17 protein-coding genes are annotated in these 19,713 nt (G+C 64.7%); 5 read left to right on the forward strand and 12 right to left on the reverse strand.

The window, feature by feature from the left end; all coding sequences use genetic code 11:
• Nucleotides 1–115 precede the first annotated feature (115 nt).
• The 7 genes from FJ471_RS29415 to FJ471_RS29445 all read right to left on the reverse strand — a co-directional run bounded on the left by FJ471_RS29415 (nucleotide 116) and on the right by FJ471_RS29445 (nucleotide 7,325).
• Nucleotides 116–1,384, reverse strand: coding sequence for an alpha/beta fold hydrolase (locus FJ471_RS29415; RefSeq protein WP_140808561.1), 1,269 nt, complete (start codon nucleotides 1,382–1,384; stop codon nucleotides 116–118).
• Between the two features lie 12 nt (nucleotides 1,385–1,396).
• Entirely contained in the window at nucleotides 1,397–2,371 is a 975-nt protein-coding gene (locus FJ471_RS29420; RefSeq protein ID WP_140808564.1) for an alpha-ketoacid dehydrogenase subunit beta, read from the reverse strand.
• Nucleotide 2,372: 1 nt separating this feature from the next.
• Complete coding sequence (locus FJ471_RS29425; protein WP_140808566.1) at nucleotides 2,373–3,344, reverse strand: thiamine pyrophosphate-dependent dehydrogenase E1 component subunit alpha; 972 nt, start codon at nucleotides 3,342–3,344, stop codon at nucleotides 2,373–2,375.
• Between the two features lie 101 nt (nucleotides 3,345–3,445).
• Nucleotides 3,446–5,185, reverse strand: a complete 1,740-nt coding sequence (locus tag FJ471_RS29430; RefSeq protein ID WP_140808568.1) for a cobalamin-dependent protein — start codon at nucleotides 5,183–5,185, stop codon at nucleotides 3,446–3,448.
• Nucleotides 5,182–5,988: an alpha/beta fold hydrolase gene (locus FJ471_RS29435; protein ID WP_140808570.1), complete on the reverse strand. Its 807-nt coding sequence runs from the start codon at nucleotides 5,986–5,988 to the stop codon at nucleotides 5,182–5,184. The genes FJ471_RS29430 and FJ471_RS29435 overlap by 4 nt, the downstream gene beginning before the upstream one ends.
• Nucleotides 5,988–6,779, reverse strand: coding sequence for an aspartate dehydrogenase (locus FJ471_RS29440; protein WP_140808572.1), 792 nt, complete (start codon nucleotides 6,777–6,779; stop codon nucleotides 5,988–5,990). Before FJ471_RS29440 ends, FJ471_RS29435 begins: the two co-directional genes overlap by 1 nt.
• 9 nt (nucleotides 6,780–6,788) lie before the next feature.
• Entirely contained in the window at nucleotides 6,789–7,325 is a 537-nt protein-coding gene (locus tag FJ471_RS29445) for a cupin domain-containing protein (protein WP_140808574.1), read from the reverse strand.
• A gap of 153 nt (nucleotides 7,326–7,478) precedes the next feature.
• On the opposite strand from FJ471_RS29445, the gene FJ471_RS29450 reads away from it, so the two are divergent.
• Nucleotides 7,479–9,083, forward strand: a complete 1,605-nt coding sequence (locus tag FJ471_RS29450) for an FAD-dependent oxidoreductase (protein ID WP_210242061.1) — start codon at nucleotides 7,479–7,481, stop codon at nucleotides 9,081–9,083.
• A gap of 374 nt (nucleotides 9,084–9,457) precedes the next feature.
• Here FJ471_RS29450 and FJ471_RS29455 read toward each other — a convergent pair whose 3' ends face one another.
• From FJ471_RS29455 to FJ471_RS29475, 5 genes are all read right to left on the reverse strand, one after another.
• Nucleotides 9,458–10,378 (reverse strand): ABC transporter permease, encoded by a 921-nt coding sequence (locus FJ471_RS29455; protein ID WP_140808578.1) that lies wholly within the window; start codon nucleotides 10,376–10,378, stop codon nucleotides 9,458–9,460.
• Between the two features lie 13 nt (nucleotides 10,379–10,391).
• Nucleotides 10,392–11,486 (reverse strand): ABC transporter permease, encoded by a 1,095-nt coding sequence (locus tag FJ471_RS29460; RefSeq protein WP_140808580.1) that lies wholly within the window; start codon nucleotides 11,484–11,486, stop codon nucleotides 10,392–10,394.
• Nucleotides 11,470–13,011 (reverse strand): ABC transporter ATP-binding protein, encoded by a 1,542-nt coding sequence (locus FJ471_RS29465; protein ID WP_140808583.1) that lies wholly within the window; start codon nucleotides 13,009–13,011, stop codon nucleotides 11,470–11,472. Before FJ471_RS29465 ends, FJ471_RS29460 begins: the two co-directional genes overlap by 17 nt.
• 95 nt (nucleotides 13,012–13,106) lie before the next feature.
• Complete coding sequence (locus tag FJ471_RS29470; protein WP_140808585.1) at nucleotides 13,107–14,201, reverse strand: BMP family ABC transporter substrate-binding protein; 1,095 nt, start codon at nucleotides 14,199–14,201, stop codon at nucleotides 13,107–13,109.
• Nucleotides 14,198–15,034 (reverse strand): GntR family transcriptional regulator, encoded by an 837-nt coding sequence (locus FJ471_RS29475; RefSeq protein ID WP_140808587.1) that lies wholly within the window; start codon nucleotides 15,032–15,034, stop codon nucleotides 14,198–14,200. The genes FJ471_RS29470 and FJ471_RS29475 overlap by 4 nt, the downstream gene beginning before the upstream one ends.
• 251 nt (nucleotides 15,035–15,285) lie before the next feature.
• On the opposite strand from FJ471_RS29475, the gene FJ471_RS29480 reads away from it, so the two are divergent.
• The 4 genes from FJ471_RS29480 (at nucleotide 15,286) to FJ471_RS29495 (ending at nucleotide 19,579) form a co-directional block, all read left to right on the forward strand.
• Nucleotides 15,286–16,143 carry an aromatic ring-hydroxylating dioxygenase subunit alpha gene (locus FJ471_RS29480; RefSeq protein ID WP_140808589.1) on the forward strand — a complete coding sequence of 286 codons (858 nt, stop codon included), beginning with the start codon at nucleotides 15,286–15,288 and terminating at the stop codon, nucleotides 16,141–16,143.
• Nucleotides 16,144–16,175: 32 nt separating this feature from the next.
• Complete coding sequence (locus tag FJ471_RS29485) at nucleotides 16,176–17,066, forward strand: aromatic ring-hydroxylating dioxygenase subunit alpha (protein ID WP_140808591.1); 891 nt, start codon at nucleotides 16,176–16,178, stop codon at nucleotides 17,064–17,066.
• 25 nt (nucleotides 17,067–17,091) lie between these two features.
• A complete protein-coding gene (locus FJ471_RS29490; protein WP_140808593.1) occupies nucleotides 17,092–18,858 on the forward strand; it encodes a Rieske 2Fe-2S domain-containing protein in 1,767 nt (588 codons plus the stop codon).
• Nucleotides 18,859–18,928: 70 nt separating this feature from the next.
• On the forward strand, nucleotides 18,929–19,579 hold the full coding sequence (locus tag FJ471_RS29495; protein ID WP_140808595.1) for a glutathione S-transferase: 651 nt from the start codon (nucleotides 18,929–18,931) through the stop codon (nucleotides 19,577–19,579).
• The last annotated feature ends 134 nt before the right edge of the window (nucleotides 19,580–19,713 follow it).

Genomic DNA, 19,713 nt, shown 5'->3' on the forward strand with positions numbered 1-19,713 from the left:
GGTGCGGTGGTCGAAGATCATCTCGGTCACTCCTTCTGGTTCCTGTTCCGGCTTCGTCGACGCCGGAGAAGTCTTGTCCGGCTCGGCTTCGCCGGCGCGGCACGCACGGGTCGTCTCAACCGCAACTTCGCACCGTCTCCGCGATAAGCCTGGCCGTTAGTGCCGGCGCCTCGATCTGCGGTACGTGGCCAACGCCTTCGAGCAGGTGAACGGCGGCGAAGCCGGGCGCGCGCGCGGCATGGGCGGCGGGCGCCACGCGGTCGAGCTTGCCCCACACGAGCCGTGTCGGCACGCCAAGTTCGGCGAGAGCGGTCGTCAGGTCGAAGCCCTGCGTTCCATCTGGGAACAGCGCTTCGGCCATTGAGGCCAGCGCATCCCTATTGCCGTTTTTTTCCATCTGCCTCAGCGCCGCTTGCGCGTAGCCGGCCGGCAGGGCCCGAGGATCGCCCACCATGAACGCCAGCCAGCGCTCGAGCGCCTGGACGGTGGTCGAGCGCGCAAGCCCGGCGATGAAGCCGGCATTGATCTCGGGGCCGAGACCGCCCGGGGCGAGAAGGGTCACGGAGCGTACGGTGAGACGGCCGAGCCGCGTAAGCGCAAGAACGGCCGCCCCGCCCAGGGAATGGCCGACGAGATGGGCGTCCCCGACGCCCATGGCCTCCAGCCGGTCGGAAAGGTCGAAGGCGATCTCCTCGATGCTCCTTGCCGGCCGCGCGGCCTCCGCGCCATGGCCGGGCAGGTCGAGGCTGATCGTCGCAACACCTGGTTCGAGCAAAGGCACGACCTGCCGCCAAACGGACCGGTCCGCTCCGAAGCCGTGGATGAGGACTGCCGGCGCCGTTTGCCGCGCTGTCGCCGGCGTGGCGGCGGGCGATGCCGGGGACGCGGCCGGCTCCGCCTGGATGCCGCCGGACCGATCCGAACGCCCGGCGAGTGCGGCGTCAATGTCGCGCTTCTTGATGCGTCCCCTTGGACCGGTCCCCGGGACGGTCGACAGGTCCAGCCCCGCGGCCGCCGCAAGCCGGCGGGCAAGCGGGCTTGCGATCACACGGGTGCCAGCCTGGCGGGCGGGGGGAGGGGCGTCGGCCACGGAGAGGGGATCGGTGGTTGCTGCTGGAGCCGCTTGGCCCGCCATCGGTTTTTCGTCCGAGATGGTGCCGAGCACGGCGCCCACCGGCGCCTCCCGCCCCTCGGTGAAATAGATATCGGCTAGCCAGCCATCACGGTCGGCCTCGATTTCGGTCGCCGCCTTGGCCGTCTCGACGGTGACGATCAGATCGCCAGCCTTGATCCGGTCACCGGATTTGGCCGCCCAGGCAATCACTAGCACGGCTTCCATATACTCGCCGCCGGCGCTGTCGATGCTGATCGGATGGGTTGCCATCTGCCGCCTCCGTCACTTCAAGGTTTTCAGCGCGGCAGCGCGGATCTTCTCGGCGCTCGGCAGCATCGCCGTTTCGAGAGGCTCGGAATAGGGGATCGGCATGTCCGGCAGCGTCACGCGCGCGACCGGAGCATCGAGTTCGTCGAAGACATGGTCCATGATCGTTGCCGAAAGCTCGGCGGCGTAGCCGCAGAAGCGCCAGCCCTCGTTGACCACCACCGCGTGGTGCGTCTTCGCGATCGAGGCGACGATGGCGTCGACGTCAAGGGGGCGCAGCGACCGGAGATCGACGATTTCCGCCGAAACGCCGTCCGCGGCCAGCAGGTCGGCCGCCTTTGTCGCTTCAACCACCATTTTGGAAGTGGCGAAGATCGAGATGTCGCTGCCCTCGCGCACGGTTGCCGCCTTGCCAAGCTGCACGATCACGTCGCCTTCCGGAACCTCGCCGCGAATGTTGTAGAGCAGCTTGTGCTCGAGGAAGATGACCGGCTGACTGTCGCGGATGGCGGCCTTCAGCATGCCTTTGGCATCGGCCGGCGTCGACGGCGCGACCACTTTGATGCCCGGTATCTGAGCCAGCATGGAATCCAGCGCCTTGGAATGTTGCGCGCCCGCGCCGGCGCCGCCGCCGCCCTGGGTGCGCACGACGAATGGCATCTTCACCTGGCCATTCCAGATATAGTTGTAGATCGATGCCTGATTGACCAAAGCATCGAGCGACAGCGGTATGAAGTCGGCATACATGATTTCCAGCACTGGCCGGGTGCCGGTCATGGCTGCGGTCACCGCCATCGCGGTCAGCGCTTGTTCCGAGATCGGCGTGTCGCGCACCCGCTTTTCACCGAATTCCTCCATCAGCCCTTTCGTCACCTTGAACACGCCGCCGTAGCGGCCGATGTCCTCACCGAACAGGAAAACGGAAGGATCGGCCTGCATCTCCTCGCGCAGCGCCGCGTTGAGGGCCTCGGCGTATCGCATCATCGCCATGTCAGCGCGCCTCGCTGTAAGGATTGCAGGCTTCGTCGACCAGGAACTGGGGCATCGGGTCGGAAAGGGCGATCTCGAACGCCTCGTCCGTCTCGGCCTTGGCCGCGGCCTCGATGTCGGCGAGCCGTGCCTCGCCGACATCGCCTAGCAAAGCCTTGCGGGAGATGATCAGCGGGTCGCGCGCTTTCCAGGCAGCGATATCCTCGGGCTTCTGGTAGCCGCCCATATCGGATGTCGAGAAACCTTCGACGCGATAGGTCTTGCATTCGACCATGCCGGGACCTTCGCCACGCCTCGCCCTCTCCGCCATCGCCGCCACGGCGCGGTAGACGGCGACCGCGTCGTTGCCGTCGACGATTTCGGCCGGCATCGCGTAGCCGGCAGCGCGGATCGACAGATCCGCGACCGGCGACTGGACATCGGAAGGAACGGTCAGGCCGAACTGGTTGTGCTCGAGCACGAACACGACCGGCAACTTCCACAGCCCGGCCATGTTCATCGCCTCATGGCAGATGCCCGTCTGGGCGGCGCCGTCGCCGAAGACGCACATGGCGACATTGCCCGTGCCGAGGATCTGCATCGACAGCGCCATGCCGGCAGCAGCGGGGATACCGGCTCCGACGATCGCGTTGCCGCCGATCACGCCCTTTTCGGCATCGGCCACCAGCATATGTCCGGCACGTCCGCCGCAGGCGCCCGTCGCCCTGCCGAATATCTCGGCTACGACTGGGCGCATGGCCATGCCTTTGCCGATATAGACGGCATGGCCGCGATGGGTGGTGGCAACCTTGTCGCCGGCTTCCAGGGCAGCCGTGGCCGCAACGCCCACAGCCTCCTGGCCGTCGCACCGATGGATAGGGCCACGCGTGCGGCCTTCCTTATGAAGCGCGCCCAGCCTCTCCTCGAGGTGCCGTACCAGCAGCATCCGACGATAGATATCCAAATGCTGTTCGACGGACGGAGTGTTCTTCACGGGCTATCCCCAGTTGCGCGCCGAAATTAAATACAAAAGTGTCGACACTTTGCAAGTGCTTCTGCAGGATGTGGCGAAACAAGTTCGAAAAAGGAGAGGACTCAGGCGACCGGCGCGATGGAACGAAGGGCGGAGAGCATCTCGTCGAGGTCGGCGCAAGGGAGGCAGCCGAGGTCGGCAATATCTTTGGTCACGTCGACCGGCAGGCCTGAATTCGAATCCTTCGGCACCTCGTTCAGCCGTCCGCCGATCAGCACGGGCAAGGAAAGTCCGCGCGCCGCCATCGCGGCCTTCACAGCCTGCGCGTAGCGCAGCGCGACGCCATTGTAGGTGCTGACCGCAATGGCGTCCGCGCCGGTTTCGGCGGCATGGGCGACGAGCGCTTCCGGGTCGACGGCGACGCCGGCGTCGACGATGGCGACACCGAGACCTTCGAGCGCCTGTTCGACGAGATATTTGCCGTGCTCGTGAACATCCGTGGTGCCGATGCAGATAGTGAGATTTCTTGCCGCCTCCATCCGCTTCTGAGCCGCCACCCAGGTTACCGCCTTGTGGTTGAGCTCTCGCGCCCATTCGGCGTGGATCAGCGGCACACGCCCGCGCGGACCCGTCGCACCTGGGCCGAAAAGCGCTTCCAGGCGTTTCGGACCGATGCGGCGGATGGCCAGCATCAGCGCGGCAGGGTCGTCCACATCAATCCCTCGTTCGGCGAGTCCGGCGAGGGCGGCATCGGCAAAGCGTCGCCCGCCTTCGACGAGCACGTCGGCCATCGCCTCGGTCTTGGACCAGTCGAAGACCGGGTCGTAGAAAGGCGCGTGCAGCGTCAGCCTGTGGGCGAATGTCTGCGCGTCGATGATCTCGTCGACGTCGGGAATGCGCTGGTTCTCCGTCACCGGCACGGGATTGATCGCATGGCCCGAAGGCCAGCGCCCCATGGCGAGTATGTCGGCCATCAGGTAGCTCGCTAGGCTGGCGTAATTGCCTGCAGGGGTCGACTGGTAGGAGACGGTGTTGCCGAAGATCATCGTGCCCGGCGTGTCGGTGACCCGCACGAGTGCCGCGTGGAAGGCGGTGCGCGAAAGCGGGTCGCTGAAGTGATGGCCGTAGCAATGAGCAAGGTGCGCGCCGATCAGCGTCTCGACGATGTGCTTCTCCAACAGCACCATGCCGAGCGCGCAGGCCATGTCGATGAAAAGCCCGGCGAATCCGTCGTCGAGATTCGAATGGACCAGGATCTCCGCATCCTGCGCCGCGATCAGCCCGAGCGCGGTGACGGTCGCCTCGGTTGTCGCCACGTCGTCGTCCCAGTAGGGCAGGCGGAAGGTAAAATACTGCCCGAGATTGCCGATGGCCGTCGCTCCGGCCGCGATCGCGGCACGCGTGTTTTCGACGGCGCCCGGCAGGCCGAGCATGAAGTCTCCGAAATGCGCGGCCGCGGAAGCGGCATTGGTGATGCGCGCGAAATCCTCCGGACCGGTCAGCACGATGCCTGTGCCGCGCGCGGCCTTGGCGCGCATGGCCTGCGGATAACCCATCGACCAGTCCAGCGTGATGCCGAAACGATCGACCCTGACACCTGCCTTGCGGCATTGCTCATGCACTTCGCCGATCGCCGCGATGGTGCGGTCGACGCTGCGGAAACCGATGTGAGCATGCTGCATGACGCGCCCTTCCGCTGCCGCCTTGCGTTTCCACGCGGCTTCGGACGGCATTCCCGTTTCGATGAGGAAATTGCAGCTCCCGAGTCGCCAGTCGCGCGCCATCGTTCGGCCCTCGGCGAGCAGGTCTGGGCCCGGCTTGAGACGCGGATCGGTTAGGACGGGGACGATGTCGGCGGTCATGATACCTGCTGCTCGGCTTCGGTGATGAAACGGCGGATGACGGCGGCAATGCCTTCCGGCCTGGCGAGGGGATGGAAATGCGCGCCGTCGACGGATGCGTATCGGGCGCCCGGTATCGCGGCGGCAATGGCTTGTGTCAGTGCGGGCGGGGTCAGCACGTCGCCCGTGGCGGCGAGCACCTGCACCGGAGCGGCAATCCCCGGGAGATCATCGAGGCAATCGTGGTCGAGCAGCATGCGCAGGCGCGCCGCGGCGACGTGCAGCGGAGCAAGGATCCGTGAGGCGGTGGCAACCGCGGCCTCGAGCTGGGCGGCATGCGTGGCGAGATAGGAAGCCTCGTGGCACAGAACATGGGTAAGGCGCTGGTAGGTCTCGGCCATGCCGGCTTCGAGCAGTTCGGCGCGGGCGGTGAAGAGCGTGCGGAAGCGGGCGTCTGCTCTCGCCCAGGAACTGCTGATCGTGTAGCTCAGCCCGAGGTCGGCATGGTCGAGGGCAAGCATCTGCGCGACGGCGCCGCCCGTGGAATGCCCCACGACATGCGCCGGCCCGCCCGTCTGCGCCAGCAGGCCCGCGACATCGCCGGCAATGAGCGGAACGGAGTAGGGGCCGTCCGGGCGGTCGCTGCGGCCCGCGCCGCGATGATCGGTGACTATGAGGCGGTAGTCGGCCTCAAGCAGGCGCACGACGCCGGGCCAGAATCGTCCGTCGCCGCCGAGTCCCGGGATGAGGACGAGGCGCGGCCCCTTCGCTCCGAACGTTTCGTAGTGGATGCGGCAGCCATCGGCGGCGACGAAGAAGGCCATCAGCGGCGGCCTCCCGTTTCGGGCGGGTCGATGTCGAGCAGATCGCGCAGAGCGGCGACGAGACTCAGCGCGGTCAGTGCCGAAGTCTTCGGATTGACGGGTGAGGGCGCGTTGACCATGCTGAAGAAGGCGGTGCCGGCGGCACTCTCGGCCTCGATTTCATGGCTGTTGCCGGTCGCCTTCGGGTCGGCGATCACCCGCACGGTGACTCGTTCGTCGTCCACGGCCAGCGCCACGGCGAAAGCCGCGTTGAGGTTCTTCGGGTAGGCGGATGCCGCTTCGGCGGGGGTGCCCTCGAAGAGCGTCACGGCATCGCGCTCGGCCGATAGACCAAGCGCGGCGAGCTCGGCTTCCCAGGCCGCCGGTGGCTTGCGCGAGGTATAACGCACCCGCGCGTTGGGAAGGACCGCTATGGCGCGCAGATAATCGAGGCCGCCCAGCGCTCCCGCCGGCAGGATAAGGCGCGCGCCGCCGCTGCGGCCGGCGGCGGCGATCCGGGCGTGAAGCGTGGCATCGGCAAGCGCGCCGACCGATGCCACGACGGTTGGTATTCCGGCTTCGAGCAAGGCAGGTATGTAGGTCGCCACTGCCCCCTGGCCCGCTGCCTCGACCACAGCCCTCGGCTTTGCCTCGATCAGCCGCTCGACCCTGGTGACCGCGCTGACATTCGCCGGCAGTTCGGGGCTGGCGCCTTCGCGCAGCAACACCAGCCAATCGACCGCGTCCGGCGGAAAGGCCGAGACGATGTCACGCGCGATCGCGCCGTAGCCGATGAGGCCGAGCGTCGTCATCCGGCGTCTTCAGGAGCCGCGGCTCACGGGATCGAACTTGTCGGTGAGATCGGCGCCGAAGACGGTCCTGCGCTCGATCTCCAGCACGTTTTCCGGGCGTGGGAAGTTGGAGGGCACGCGGTCGCCCGGCTTGCGCGGCTTGCCGATGAGGCGGAAGAAGTCTTCGAGCCCGTTGGGCACGATCAGCCAGAGCCAGCGAAGCTGCGTTTCGCCATCGTTGATGAACATGTGCCTGACATTCTTCGGCAGGAACACCACGCTGTCGGGACCTAGAGGATGCTCCTTGCCGTCGACGACGGCGCGGCCGCGGCCTTCGATCACATAGATCGCTTCCTCATTGCGCTCATGCGTGTGCTCGCGCACATAGCCGCCAGGCGCCACCGATTGCGTGCCAAGCGCGAACGGGTGTTCCATGCCGACGATATGAGGCGCGAGCGCCACGTCGATATGGCCGTTCGCCGGCACCGGCTGCCAGTAGCTTTCGCGCGTTTCGGACCCGGAGATATGAATGCCGGATGGAGCTGGCGGAAGGTGGGTGTCATCCATGGCTCTGCCTCTCGAAAAGCGCTTGAGATTATCGTGCGGGTGCATGCCGCTCACCCGACGGAACGTATAACGCAAAAAGTGTCGACACAATAGTAGACAGATTTAATTTCCCGCACCTATAGTGACGCCGCGATGACAGTCTGGGGAACACCAATGGGCGAATTCGATGTTCTGGTTATCGGTTCCGGTTCGGCGGCCTGCTCGGCGGCATTGAGGGTGGCCAAGGGGGGCCTCAAAGTGCTGGTGATCGAAAAGAGCGAATGGCTGGGTGGCACCTCGGCCATGTCCGGCGCGGGGGTCTGGATACCCGCCAATCACCTGGCCGCGGATGCCGGCGTCGCCGACAGCCGGGACGATGCGCTGACCTATTTGCGCGCCGTGTCTCCCCAGGATTGGGCGCTGAAGGAAGATGCGCTTTGGAGCGCCTTCGTCAGGGCGGCTCCCGATATGCTGCGTTTCCTTTCTGACAGCACGCCTCTGGATTTCCGACTGGTCAACGAGCCGGACCCCTTCGCCGAAGCGCCTGGCGGCAAGCTTTTCGGCCGGATGGTTTCGCCGCTGCCGCTCAGCCGCCGCATGCTGGGCAAGTTCGCGGCGCGGCTGCGCCGTTCCACCCTGCCGCACAGCTTCAGCTACCAGGAGATCGTCGATACCGATCTCTATCACCACCCCATTCGCGCCGGCCTCAGGCTCTGGCCGAAGCTGCTTTGGCGGCGGCTGACGAATTCCGGCGGGCAGGGTACGGCCCTCATGACCGGGCTGATCAGGGGGTGCCTCGATGCAGGTGTCACCTATTGGCTGGAAACTCGCGCTGTGGGTCTGATCCAGGACACGGACTCTCGCGTGATCGGCGCCGAGGTGGAGCGCGAGGGCCGGCGGACGAAACTTCTTGCCCAGCGCGGCGTGATCATAGCGACGGGAGGATTCGAATGGGATGCGGAGATGCGGGCGCGGCATTTTCCCGGCGCCCTGGATCGTATCGGCAGTCCTCCCACCAATGAGGGCGACGGCCAGAAGCTTGCCGCTTCCGTCGGCGCGGAGCTGGATCGCATGGACCAGGCGAACGTCTATCCCTGCCTGCCGACGCTCTACCAGGGTAAGCCGCATGGCCTGCCCATGACCTTTCAGGCCGAACCGCATTCGATCGTCGTCAACCGCGATGGCAGACGCTTTGTCAGCGAGAACGATTTCAACATCGGCGAGGCGATCGACGCGCGCGGGCCGGACGGCGCGCCGGTAAACTTGCCCTGTTACCTGATAGGCGATCATCGCTTCCTGAGGACGTCTCTGCCCTTCCGCTGGTACGCGTCCTACGAGCGGCAGTGGATCAAGAAGTCAGACACGATCGGCGGCCTCGCGGCAAAGCTGGGATTACCGGTATCGGCTCTCGAAGAGACGGTCGCCCGCTGGAACAGCTTTTGCGTGAAGGGACGCGATGAGGACTTCAGGCGCGGCGAGAACGGCTGGGAAGACTACAAGGCGCACGGTCCTGAAAACCGCCTGAAGCCGATCGACAAGCCTCCCTATATCGGCATGACGGTCAATCGCTCGATCCTGGGCACCAAGGGCGGCGCGCGCACCAACGAGAGGGCACAGGTGCTGAGGCCGGACGGCTCGATCATCCCCGGACTCTACGCAGCCGGGCTTGCCATGGCGAACCCGATCGGCACGCGCGCGGTTGGAGCCGGCACGACGCTTGGCCCCAATTTGACCTGGGGTTTCATCTCCGCCGAAACCATTCTTCACCAGAACCGGTGAGTTCTCCGGGGCGAATGCGCATCGCCGTCAGCGCGGCCGTTCCAACCAGCTTGCTGGCGTTCCCCTAGGTCGCGTCGATCCTGGTCATGGTTGCCGCCCGCGGCCGGTGGCGTCGTTTCACCAGGCAAACGCACCGCTGGTCGCGCCTTTCATCCGGCGCATGCCGCTGCCGCGCATGCCGCCGCGCGCCGTCACCGAAACTCGTCCCGGCTGAAGCAAAGTACCCGAGCCGAAGTCCTGCCATGCTCCCGATCCTGCTTCACTTTCCGCTCTCGCTTTGCGACCGGCTCCCGCTGCGCGGTGGTGGACTGTCCATAGGAGCTGATCGAAGCGCGTCCGGTGTCGGGGCAAGACCGCGACGCGGTTCGATCAAGTCAACCCGCCGGGCGAAACGGTTTTGCCAGCGAGGCTGGAAAATGCAGCGCCAGCATCTGGCGGTTTCGTGAGATCAGCACCAGGACCACGATCGTTGCCAGATAGGGCAGGGCCGACAGCAGTTCGGATGGCACCTGAAGGCCCAGCGCCTGTCCTTGGAGTTGCAGGATCGTCATGCCGCCGAACAGCCAGGCGCCGAGCAGGACGCGCAGCGGCCGCCATGTCGCGAACACCACCAGCGCCAGCGCGATCCAGCCCTTGCCGGCGGTCATGTTCTCGACCCAGAGCGGCGTGTAGGCGACCGACAGATAGGCGCCTGCAAGGCCCGCCATCAGCCCGCCGAACAGCACCGCCATGTAGCGGATCCGGATTACGGGATGGCCGATGGCATGCGAGGTCTGCGGCGATTCCCCGATCGTGCGCAGGATGAGGCCCGCCTTCGTGCGATAGAGGAACCAGCTGATAACGACGAACATTGCGAGTGCCAGATAGACGAGCGGGTCGAAGCGGAAGAGCAAGGGTCCGATCAGCGGCAGGTCGGACAGGATCGGGATGTTGACCCCGTGCAGCGCTTCGATCGGATCGCTGCCGAAGCCGCGACCGATGAATGCCGACACGCCAGACCCGAAGATCGCCAACGCCAAGCCGGCCGCGTATTGGTTGGTGAGGAAAGTCAGGGCAAGCACGCCGAACAACAGCGAGGCGGCGGCACCAGCCAGCGCGCCGGCGATGATCGCGACAGGCATCGAGCAGCCGGCGGTCACTGCCCAGAAAGCAAGCGCCGCGCCCATCAGCATCATGCCTTCGATGCCGAGATTGAGCACGCCGGATTTCTCGACCACGAGCTCGCCAAGCGCTGCAAAGATCAGCGGCGTGGCGGCGATGACGGTGCCTGTGAAGATGGCGATAAAGAGTTCCATCCGATGTCTCCCGCTACCGCGCCGCTTTTATCGCATGGGTGTCTGTGGCCGGCCGCACCAGGCGGATGCGATAGAAGATGAAGAAGTCGGCCGCGAGCAGGAAGAACAGCAGGATGCCCTGGAAGATGCGCGTCAGCGCCGAGGGCAGGCCAAGTGTCATCTGAACGCCTTCGCCGCCGAGGAAGAGCAGCGACATCAATAGCCCACCGAGCACGATGCCGAAGGCGTTCAGCCGTCCAATGAAGGCGACGATGATGGCGGCAAATCCGTAGCCGGGAGAAATCTGCGGCGAGAGCTGTCCGAGCGGCCCGGCGGCTTCCGCCATGCCGGCGACGCCGGCCGCGGCGCCGCCCGCCAGCAACCCGATCCAGACGGCGGCGGATTCGCGAAAGCCGGCATAGCGGGCCGCCAGGGGGGCTGCGCCGCTCACCGACATCTTGTAGCCGAGAAAGCTGCGGTCGGTGAACAGCCACATCAACAGCACGGCGACCACGGTGATGAAGATGGAGGAATTCAGCCGGTAAGCGGGATCGAAGAATTGAAACATTGCCGCGGCCGGCAGCAGCGCCGTCTGCGGGTAGTTGAAGCCGGCCGGATCGCGCCACGGTCCGTGCACGAGATAGGACAGGAACAGCGTTGCGATATAGGTCATCATCAGCGTGACCAGGATCTCGTTGGTGTTCATCCGTGAGCGCAGGAAGGCGGGGATCGCGGCCCAAGCCATTCCCGCGCCCATGCCGGCCAGAAACATCAGCGGCAACAAGAGCAAGCTCTCGGGGTTCGGCCAGAACAGGCCGACACCGCTGGCTGCAACCGCACCCAAGGTGAACTGCCCCTCGGCGCCGATGTTCCAGACATTGGCGCGGAAGCCGATCGCCAGCCCGCAGGCGATCAGGATCAATGGCGAGGCTTTTAAGAGCCATTCCGACAGGCCGTTCATCGAGCTCAGTGGCTCGACGAAGAAGGCGTAGAGCGTCGGCAGCGGATCGTGCCCGAGCGAGGCAAAGAAGATCGAGCCGACGATCAGCGTCAGGATCGACGCCAGCAACGGTGCGGCAATGCGCATCGCGGCCGAGGGCTCCGGCCGTTGTTCAATCCTGAAGTGCAACGCTGCCACTCCCCTTCTGGTCGTTGCTGGTCGTTCGTCCAGTCATCAAGAGCCCGATCTCTTCGCGGTCGGTGCTTGCGCGGACAAGCGGCGGCGAAACGCGACCCTGGCAGATCACCAGCAGCTGATCGCAAATCTCGAACAGCTCGTCGAGCTCTTCCGAAACGACGAACACCGCTGTGCCGGCGCGGCTGAGGTCGACGATGGTCTGGCGGATGAAGGCGCTTGCGCCGACATCGACGCCCCAGGTCGGCTGCGAGACAAGCAGCAGCTTCGGCGCCAGCGCGATCTCGCGGCCAACGATGAATTTCTGCAGGTTGCCGCCGGACAGGCTCTGCGCCGTCGCACCCGGCCCGTTGGCCTTGACCTTGAACCGATCGATGATGCCGGCGGCGAAGGCGCTGGCCCGGCGGCGGTCGACAAGGCCCTTGCGCACGGTGCCGAAGCGATGGGCGGTCAGTACAGCGTTTTCCCACAGCGTGTGCGAGGGCACCGCGCCGCGCCCGAGCCGCTCTTCCGGAACGAAGGCGAGGCCGAGCTTGCGGCGCTCGTCGGGCCGCAATGCGGCCGCGGGCATGCCGCTGATTTTGATCGCGCCGCCTTGAGCGTGCCGGCGCTCGCCGCTGAGCAGCGCGATGAGCTCGGCCTGGCCGTTGCCGGAGACGCCTGCCAGGCCGACGATCTCGCCGCCATGCACGTTGAAGGACACATCCTTCAGGTCGACGCCGAAATGGTCGCGGGCGCTCGCCGAAAGGTTCCTGACCTCGAGCACTGGCCGTTCGCTCGGCGCCGCCGGGCTGACATGCATTTCCGGTAGTTTCGAGCCGACCATCATGCGGGCGAGCTCAAGCGAGGTGGTTTCCTTCGGCCGCGCCGTACCGGTGACCTTGCCGTTGCGCAGCACGGTGGCGGTATCGCAGAGCTCCTGCACCTCGTCGAGCTTGTGGCTGATATAGACGATGGAACAGCCCTCGGCCGAAAGCTGCCGAAGGGTGTCGAACAGCTTGACCACGGCTTGCGGCGTCAGCACCGAAGTCGGCTCGTCCAAGATCAGGAGCTTCGGCGCCTGCAAGAGGCAGCGCACGATTTCGACGCGCTGCCGCTCGCCGACCGACAGGTCGTGCACCTGGCGATGCGGGTCGATGGGCATGCCGTAGCGCAACGACAGCTCGCGGATATTCTCGGCGAGCGAGGGCAGATCGAAGGCGCTGCTTGCCGAGAGCGCGATGTTCTCGACCACCGAGACGGATTCGAACAGCGCGAAATGCTGGTAGACCATCTCGATGCCGAGCGCGCGCGACATCGCCGGGTTGTGCGCGGTGATCAGCTTGCCGTCGCAATAGATCTCGCCGGAATCGGCTTGCGCCGCACCATAGATGATCTTCATCAGGGTCGATTTGCCGGCGCCGTTTTCGCCAAGCACTGCATGGATTTCGCCGGGCTGAATCGTCAATGAGACGTCGTCGTTGGCGACGACGCCGGGATAGCGCTTGGAGATGTTGCGCAATTCTAGTCGCGGATGCATGGCGGGTCCTGCCGGGCTTGCAGCGGGGTTGGACGGGAACCAGGAGGGCGACGCCGAGGAAAGAGCCTCGGCGTTCGCGGGGTCTATGAAGCTGATCAGCTCAGCTTGCCGATCATTCCCTTGACGAACCAGTTCATGCCGCGAATGCCGTCGTCGTCGAGCACCGATCCGGCCGCGACCTTGACGTTGCCGTCCTGGTCCTTCAGTTCGCCGGCATACGGATGCACCTTGCCGCTGCCGATATCGGCTTCCAGCTGCTTCAGCTTGGCCTTGCTGTCGGCCGGGATGCCTTCATTGTAGGGCGCCATCTTGACCACGCCGGCGGCCAGTCCGTCCCAGCGCACTTCCGGCTTCCAGGTGCCGGCCGCGACAGCCTTGGCGGCGCCGACATAGTCGCTGGTCCAGTCGAGCACGAAGGACGTCAACTGCTTGCCCGAGGCGAATTTCGACATGTCGCTGGCATAGCCGATCGACCACGCGCCGCCTTCGCCGGCGACTTGAACACCGGTCGCCGTATCCGTCATCGAGCAGATGACGTCGCAACCTTGCGAGAGCAGCGTCTTGGCAGCCTCCTTCTCCTTGCCCGGATCGAACCAGGAATTGAGGAAGATGGCGTTGCAGGTGGCGTTCGGATTGACGCTCTGCGCGCCGAGCAGCAGCGCGTTGGCCGGGCCGACGATGTCGGGGATCGGGAAGCCGCCGATGAAACCGATCTTGCCTGATTTCGACATATAGCCGCCGGCCGCGCCGGCGACGAAAGTGCCTTCATAATACTTTGCTTCGAAGGTGCCGAGATTGGCGAGGTGGACGATGCCCGAGCAATGCTCGAACGCGATCTTGGGGAAGCGCGGCGCCACCTTCTGCATCGGCGTGCCGTGCGAGAAGCTGGTGCCGAAGATGAGCTGATTGCCGGCGCTGGCCAGCTCGCGGAAAACGCGCTCCGCATCCTGCGGCATGAAGATGTTGTCGATGACGGTGAGCTTTGCCTTGTCGCCGAACGCGGACTTGATCGCCTCGACGCCAAGGCTGTGCTGCTTGGTCCAGCCGATCTCGGCGATCGGCGAGACATAGACGACGCCGATCTTGAGCACGTCGTCGGCCCTGGCGATGGTGCTCAGTCCGCCGGTGCCGAGCGCCGCACCCAGCGCGCCGCTGTATTTCAGGAATCCACGTCTTGTCAGGTCGTTCATGCTGGTAACCCTCTGTTGGTTTTTTTAGCTGATGCCCGGCTTTTCGGTGCCGGATCTTGCTTGGGGAGATGGACATGCACATGCGCTGTGCCGTTGCCATTCCCGGATGGGCGTGTCGGTGCTCGCGGCGCGATCGGAGCCGCGCTGTCGGCCCGGCCGTCGAGATAGGGCGCCAACGCCTCGGCCGGCGTCATTTCCGCGTAGACCTCGCGATCCATGATGTAGCCGCGCACCACCGCGCGGTGATGGGTGTCGATCAGGTCCATGGCCTGTTTCAGCCGGCCCTTTTCGAGAAGGTCGACGACGCGCGAATGGTCGTCGAGCAGATTGCAGTAGTCGAAATCGGCGGTGATCAGCGAGCGCAGCAATGTGGTGCGGCGCACGAGCTGGGCATGGATTTCCTGCATCACCTTGTTGCGGCTGAGCCGCACGAACACCGAATGGAATTCCTGGCCGAGCACGTCGGCCAGCGCGTCGTTGCCGGCGGCGACCGCCTGGCGCTGGCGCTCCACATGCTGGCGCAGCTCCGCCCATCCGGCAGGGCCGAGGCGATCGCTGAGCTGCGCGGCCACGCCCTGTTCGACGAGCGTCAGCGCGTCGTAGATCTCCATCGCCTCCTGCATGCTCGGCTTGGCGACGAAAGCGCCGCGATTGCGCTCGATCTGCGCCAGTCCGTCATCGGCCAACCGTATCAGCGCCTGGCGCACGACGATGCGGCTGACGTCGAAAATCTCGGAAAGCTCGCGCTCGCCCAGCTTGCAACCAGGCACCAGCCGATGGTCGATGATGGCGCGCGTCAGAATATCCGCTATCGTCTGGGAACGGCTGCTCAAGGCGCGGTTCTCCGCGAGTTCGAGGACATGATCAGCAGGCTTTCCGTAGTGAAGACATGCGCCGCCAGGACACGGCATATCCCAGATTCAGAATTTCATACATCGGAAGTCAATCATCGAAACCTGTCAACACAAAAATGAGTTTTGGCTGACAAAAAATCGTTGATTGATATCCAATCTTGTGTTTTCGTCCTGTCGAAACGCCGGGCTAGGTTCATGGTGAAGGGCTAGCCGAGTTGGAAGGGATGCCGATGGCTACCCACTGCGTCGACCGAGAGCTCCTGAACGACTGGCACATCGTCGCCGACCAGGAATCGCTCCCCCAGGAAAAGCCGTTTGCAACACGCCTGCTTGGCGTCGATCTTGTGGTACGCAGGCGCTCGGGGAGCGTCGAGGTCATTCGCGACGACACGGGCGCCGCGCTGAAATCGGCCGAGCGCTACGGCTTCGTCTGGGCCTGTCTCGACAAGCCTTGGCGCGATATCGTCTACATCCCCGAGGCAAACGAATCGGACCGACACCTCGTCAGCGGTGGATCCATCGCGGTCAAGGTTTCCGGCTTGCGCGCCGTCGAGAACTTCCTCGATATGGGTCACTTCCCCTTCGTCCACACCGGATGGCTGGGCGAGGAGCCGCATACCGAGGTGGCGCCCTACAATGTCGAGATCACCGCGCAGGACGAAGTACTGGCGACCGAGTGCAAATTCTACCAGCCTGTGGCATCGCCCAACGCCAAGGAAGGCTTCGTCGTCGACTACATCTACAAGGTGATCCGGCCCTATACGGTGGCGCTCTACAAGAGCAATCCGATCCAGAAGCATCGTCTCGACGTCATCACGCTGTTCGTGCAGCCGGTCGATGAAGAGAACTGCATCGCGCATCCCTATCTCTGCTACCTCAAGGAAGGCATGGAGGCGGCGACGGTGCGCAGCTTCATGCAACTGATCTTCGCGCAGGACAAGCCGATCCTGGAGAACCAGGTGCCGAGGCGCCTGCCGCTCGATCCGCGCGCCGAAACGCCGATCCGGGCCGATGCCGTCTCGGTTTCCTACCGCCGCTGGCTGCGCGACCGCGCCGTCACCTACGGCGCCATACCGGCGCGGATCTGACAGATGGCCGGCGATATTCGAAGGATAATGCGATGACGAAATGCACGGACCCCGTGGTCCTCGATCTCTGGCATCCGATTGGCGCGATTGCCGAGGCCGTTCCTGGTATCGCCCAGCAGACCGTGCTGCTCGAAGAGCGCATCAGTTTCGAGGTCGGCACGGATGGTTCGCCGATCGTCTGGCGCTCGCGGCCCGATATGCAGCGGGCTGACCAGATTACAGCTGCGGAGAGGCTGCCGGCGAAAAACGCCTATGGCTATGTCTGGACCTCGCTGGGCGCGCCTCCGGCTGAGCTCTTCCCAATCCCGGAATATGCCGAGCCGGACCGTCGCCGGCTCAACGCGGCGACTTTCGGCGTCAACGTCTCGGCGCCGCGCGCCATCGAGAACTTTCTCGACATGGGCCACTTCCCTTATGTGCATACCGACATTCTCGGCGCCGAGCCGCACACCGAGGTCAAGGAATACGATGTCGAGATATCGGTCGACCGCGACGAGATTCTCGCGACACGCTGCCGCTTCTTCCAGCCGATGGCTTCGACAGCGTCCGACGGCGGAGCCGACGTCGACTATGTCTACCGCGTGCCGCATCCCTATTGCTCGGTGCTCTATAAATCGAGCCCGGTCGACGAGAGCCGGCGCGATGTGATCGCCATCTTCCTGCAGCCGGTCGACCAGGAGCATGTGCGCGCCCACATGCTGCTTTGCGTGCTGGACGAGAACAGCGAAGACAAGGTCATCAAGCGCTTCCAGCAGACGATCTTCGGCCAGGACAAGCCGATCCTGGAGAACCAGGTGCCGAAGCGCCTGCCGCTCGATCCGCGCGCCGAAACCCCGATCCGCGCCGACAAATCGGCGATCGCCTACCGGCGCTGGCTTAGCCAGAAGGGCGTGACCTACGGGGTCATTCCCGCGGCGGCCTGAGCAAGACATTTTTTGGAGACGACGAATGCTGGAAGTAGCCAAAAGCCAGTGGCATCCGATCGCCGCTGCCCATGATCTGCCTTACCGCCATGTGTTCCATGGCCAGTTGCTCGGCCGCGAGTTCGCCGTCTGGCGCGCCGATGACGGCTACGTCAACATCTGGGAGAACCGCTGCCTGCATCGCGGCGTGAGGCTGTCGATCGGCATCAATGACGGCCGCGAGCTGAAGTGCCAATATCACGGCTGGCGCTATTCGAACCGCACCGCCGGCTGCACCTATATCCCCGCGCATCCGGCCGACGCGCCGGCCCGCACCATCACCAACCGCACCTATCCGGCGGTCGAGCGCTATGGCCTGGTCTGGTCCTCGGAAGAGGCGTTGGGCGAGGTGCCGGATGTCGCAGGCCTTGCCGAGGGCAAACTGCTGGCCCTGCGTGGCATCCCGGTCAACGCGCCGGCCGACAAGATTACCAAGGCGTTGAAGGCCTATCGCTTCCAACCGAGTGGCGCGATCGGCGGCAATGGCGCCGAAATAGCCGTCGAGGCCGCTCAGGATTTTGCCGTGGCGCTGCGCTCGCGCGACAGTGGCGCCGAGACGCTTGGCGTGTTCTTTGTCCAGCCGGTCGATTCCAACCGTTCGGTCATCCGCGGCGTTCTCGACCATGAGGCTGAAGGGTCTGCGCGCATCGCTATCCTGCGCCACCACAACGAACGGCTGTCCAAGCTCCGCGACGAGGTCGAGCGCAATGTGGCCAACGTACCAGCGCCGGCGCCTATCGAGCCGACTTACGAACGGGTGTCGGCTGAGCTTGCTGAAATGCCGGAATTGACCGCGCATGGCCGCAAGGCGGCGCTGCGCGTCACCGTGGCCAGGAAGTGGCAGACGGCCGACGGCATTGCCGGTTTCGAGCTGCGGCCAATCAAGGGCATCCTGCCCACCTTCCAGCCCGGCGCGCATATCGACGTCCATATGCCCAATGGCGAAATCCGCCAATATTCGATCACCAACGGACCCGGCGAAACCGACAGTTTCACCATCGGCGTCAAGCTGGAGAAGGATTCGAAGGGTGGCTCAAAATGCATGCACGAGACGGTGCGGGAGGGCGACGTGCTGGCGATTTCCGAGCCGCGCAACAACTTCCCGCTGCGCCGCGATGCCATCAAGACGATCTTCGTCGCTGGCGGCATCGGTATCACACCGCTTTTGGCCATGGCGCAGGCGCTGAAGAACCAGGATCTGACGCACGAACTGCACTATTTCGCGCAGGGCGAAGAACATCTTGCTTTCGCCGATCGCCTGAAGCTGCTCGGCGAGTCATTGAAGCCGCATCTCGGACTGTCGCCGGACGCGACCGGCGCCGAGCTTCGCCGCGTGCTTGCCCTCTACCGGAACGGCATGCACCTCTACATCTGCGGCCCAGGCCCGATGCTGGAGGCGGCGCGCAAGATCGCGGCAAAGCAGGGCTGGCCAGACAGCGCCGTGCATTTCGAGTATTTCAAGAACACCAACAAGATCGATGACAGTTCGAGCTTCGAGGTGGCGCTGGCGCGCTCCTGCGTCACGCTGCAGGTGCCGGCCGGCAAGACGATCCTGCAGGTGATGCGCGAAAGCGGCATCGACGTGCCGTCGTCCTGCGAGCAGGGCGCTTGCGGCACCTGTGTCGCGACCGTGATCGAAGGCGAGCCCGATCATCAGGACGTCTATCTCAACGACGCCGAGCGCAAGGCTGGAACGAAGATCATGACCTGTGTCTCGCGCGCCAAATCGGCGCGCCTCGTGCTGGATATCTAACTGTTTGTTTTACGCAATTCCGAACGGAAAACCGCTACGCACTTTTCCTGGAATTGCTTAGGAGCTACCGATGATCACGCTTTACGATTACGAGCTGTCCGGCAATTGCTACAAATTGCGGCTTTTGATGAGCTTCCTCGGCATCGACCACAAAACCGTGCCGGTCGACTTCTATCCCGGACGCGAGCACAAGTCGGAATGGTTCCTGAAGCTCAATCCGCTGGGACAACTGCCGGTAATCGACGACGACGGGCTGATCCTGCGCGACGCGCAGGCGATCCTTGTCTATCTGGCGTCGAAATACGACCCGTCCGGCACATGGTACCCGAGGGATAATCCGGCCTTGCTCGGCGAGATCAGCCAGTGGCTGGCCTTTGCCGACGGCATCACAGGGACGGCCTCGGCCGCCCGCCTGCACGATGCGCTGTTCTACGATTTCGACATCGAGGCCGCGCGCGCCGGCGCGCACCGGTTGTTCCGCATCCTCGATGAGCATCTCTGGTTCGGCGAGCAGGAGGGCCGCGGATGGATCTGTTCGGCGGCGCATCCGACGATCGCCGACATCGCCTGCTTTCCCTACATCATGCTCTCGGAAGAGGGGGGTATTCCACGCCAGGATTATCCGGCGATCCGGCGCTGGTGCGATCGCGTAAAGCGCATCAAGGGCTTTGTCGTCATGTCGGGCGTGTTTCCGGCCGGGCCCGCCAGAGCCGCCGCATAAGTTTCAAGCCACGAAGCCGGGCGCTCGCTTCGGCCAACCAAATCGGGAGAGGGAAAAATGAAAACGCGTGCCGCCGTAGCCGTTGCCGCCGGAAAGCCGCTTGAGATCATGGAGGTGGACCTTGAAGGTCCGCG

The sequence above is a fragment of the Mesorhizobium sp. B2-7-1 genome (assembly GCF_006440735.1).
In the GTDB taxonomy this organism is placed as follows: Bacteria; Pseudomonadota; Alphaproteobacteria; order Rhizobiales; family Rhizobiaceae; genus Mesorhizobium.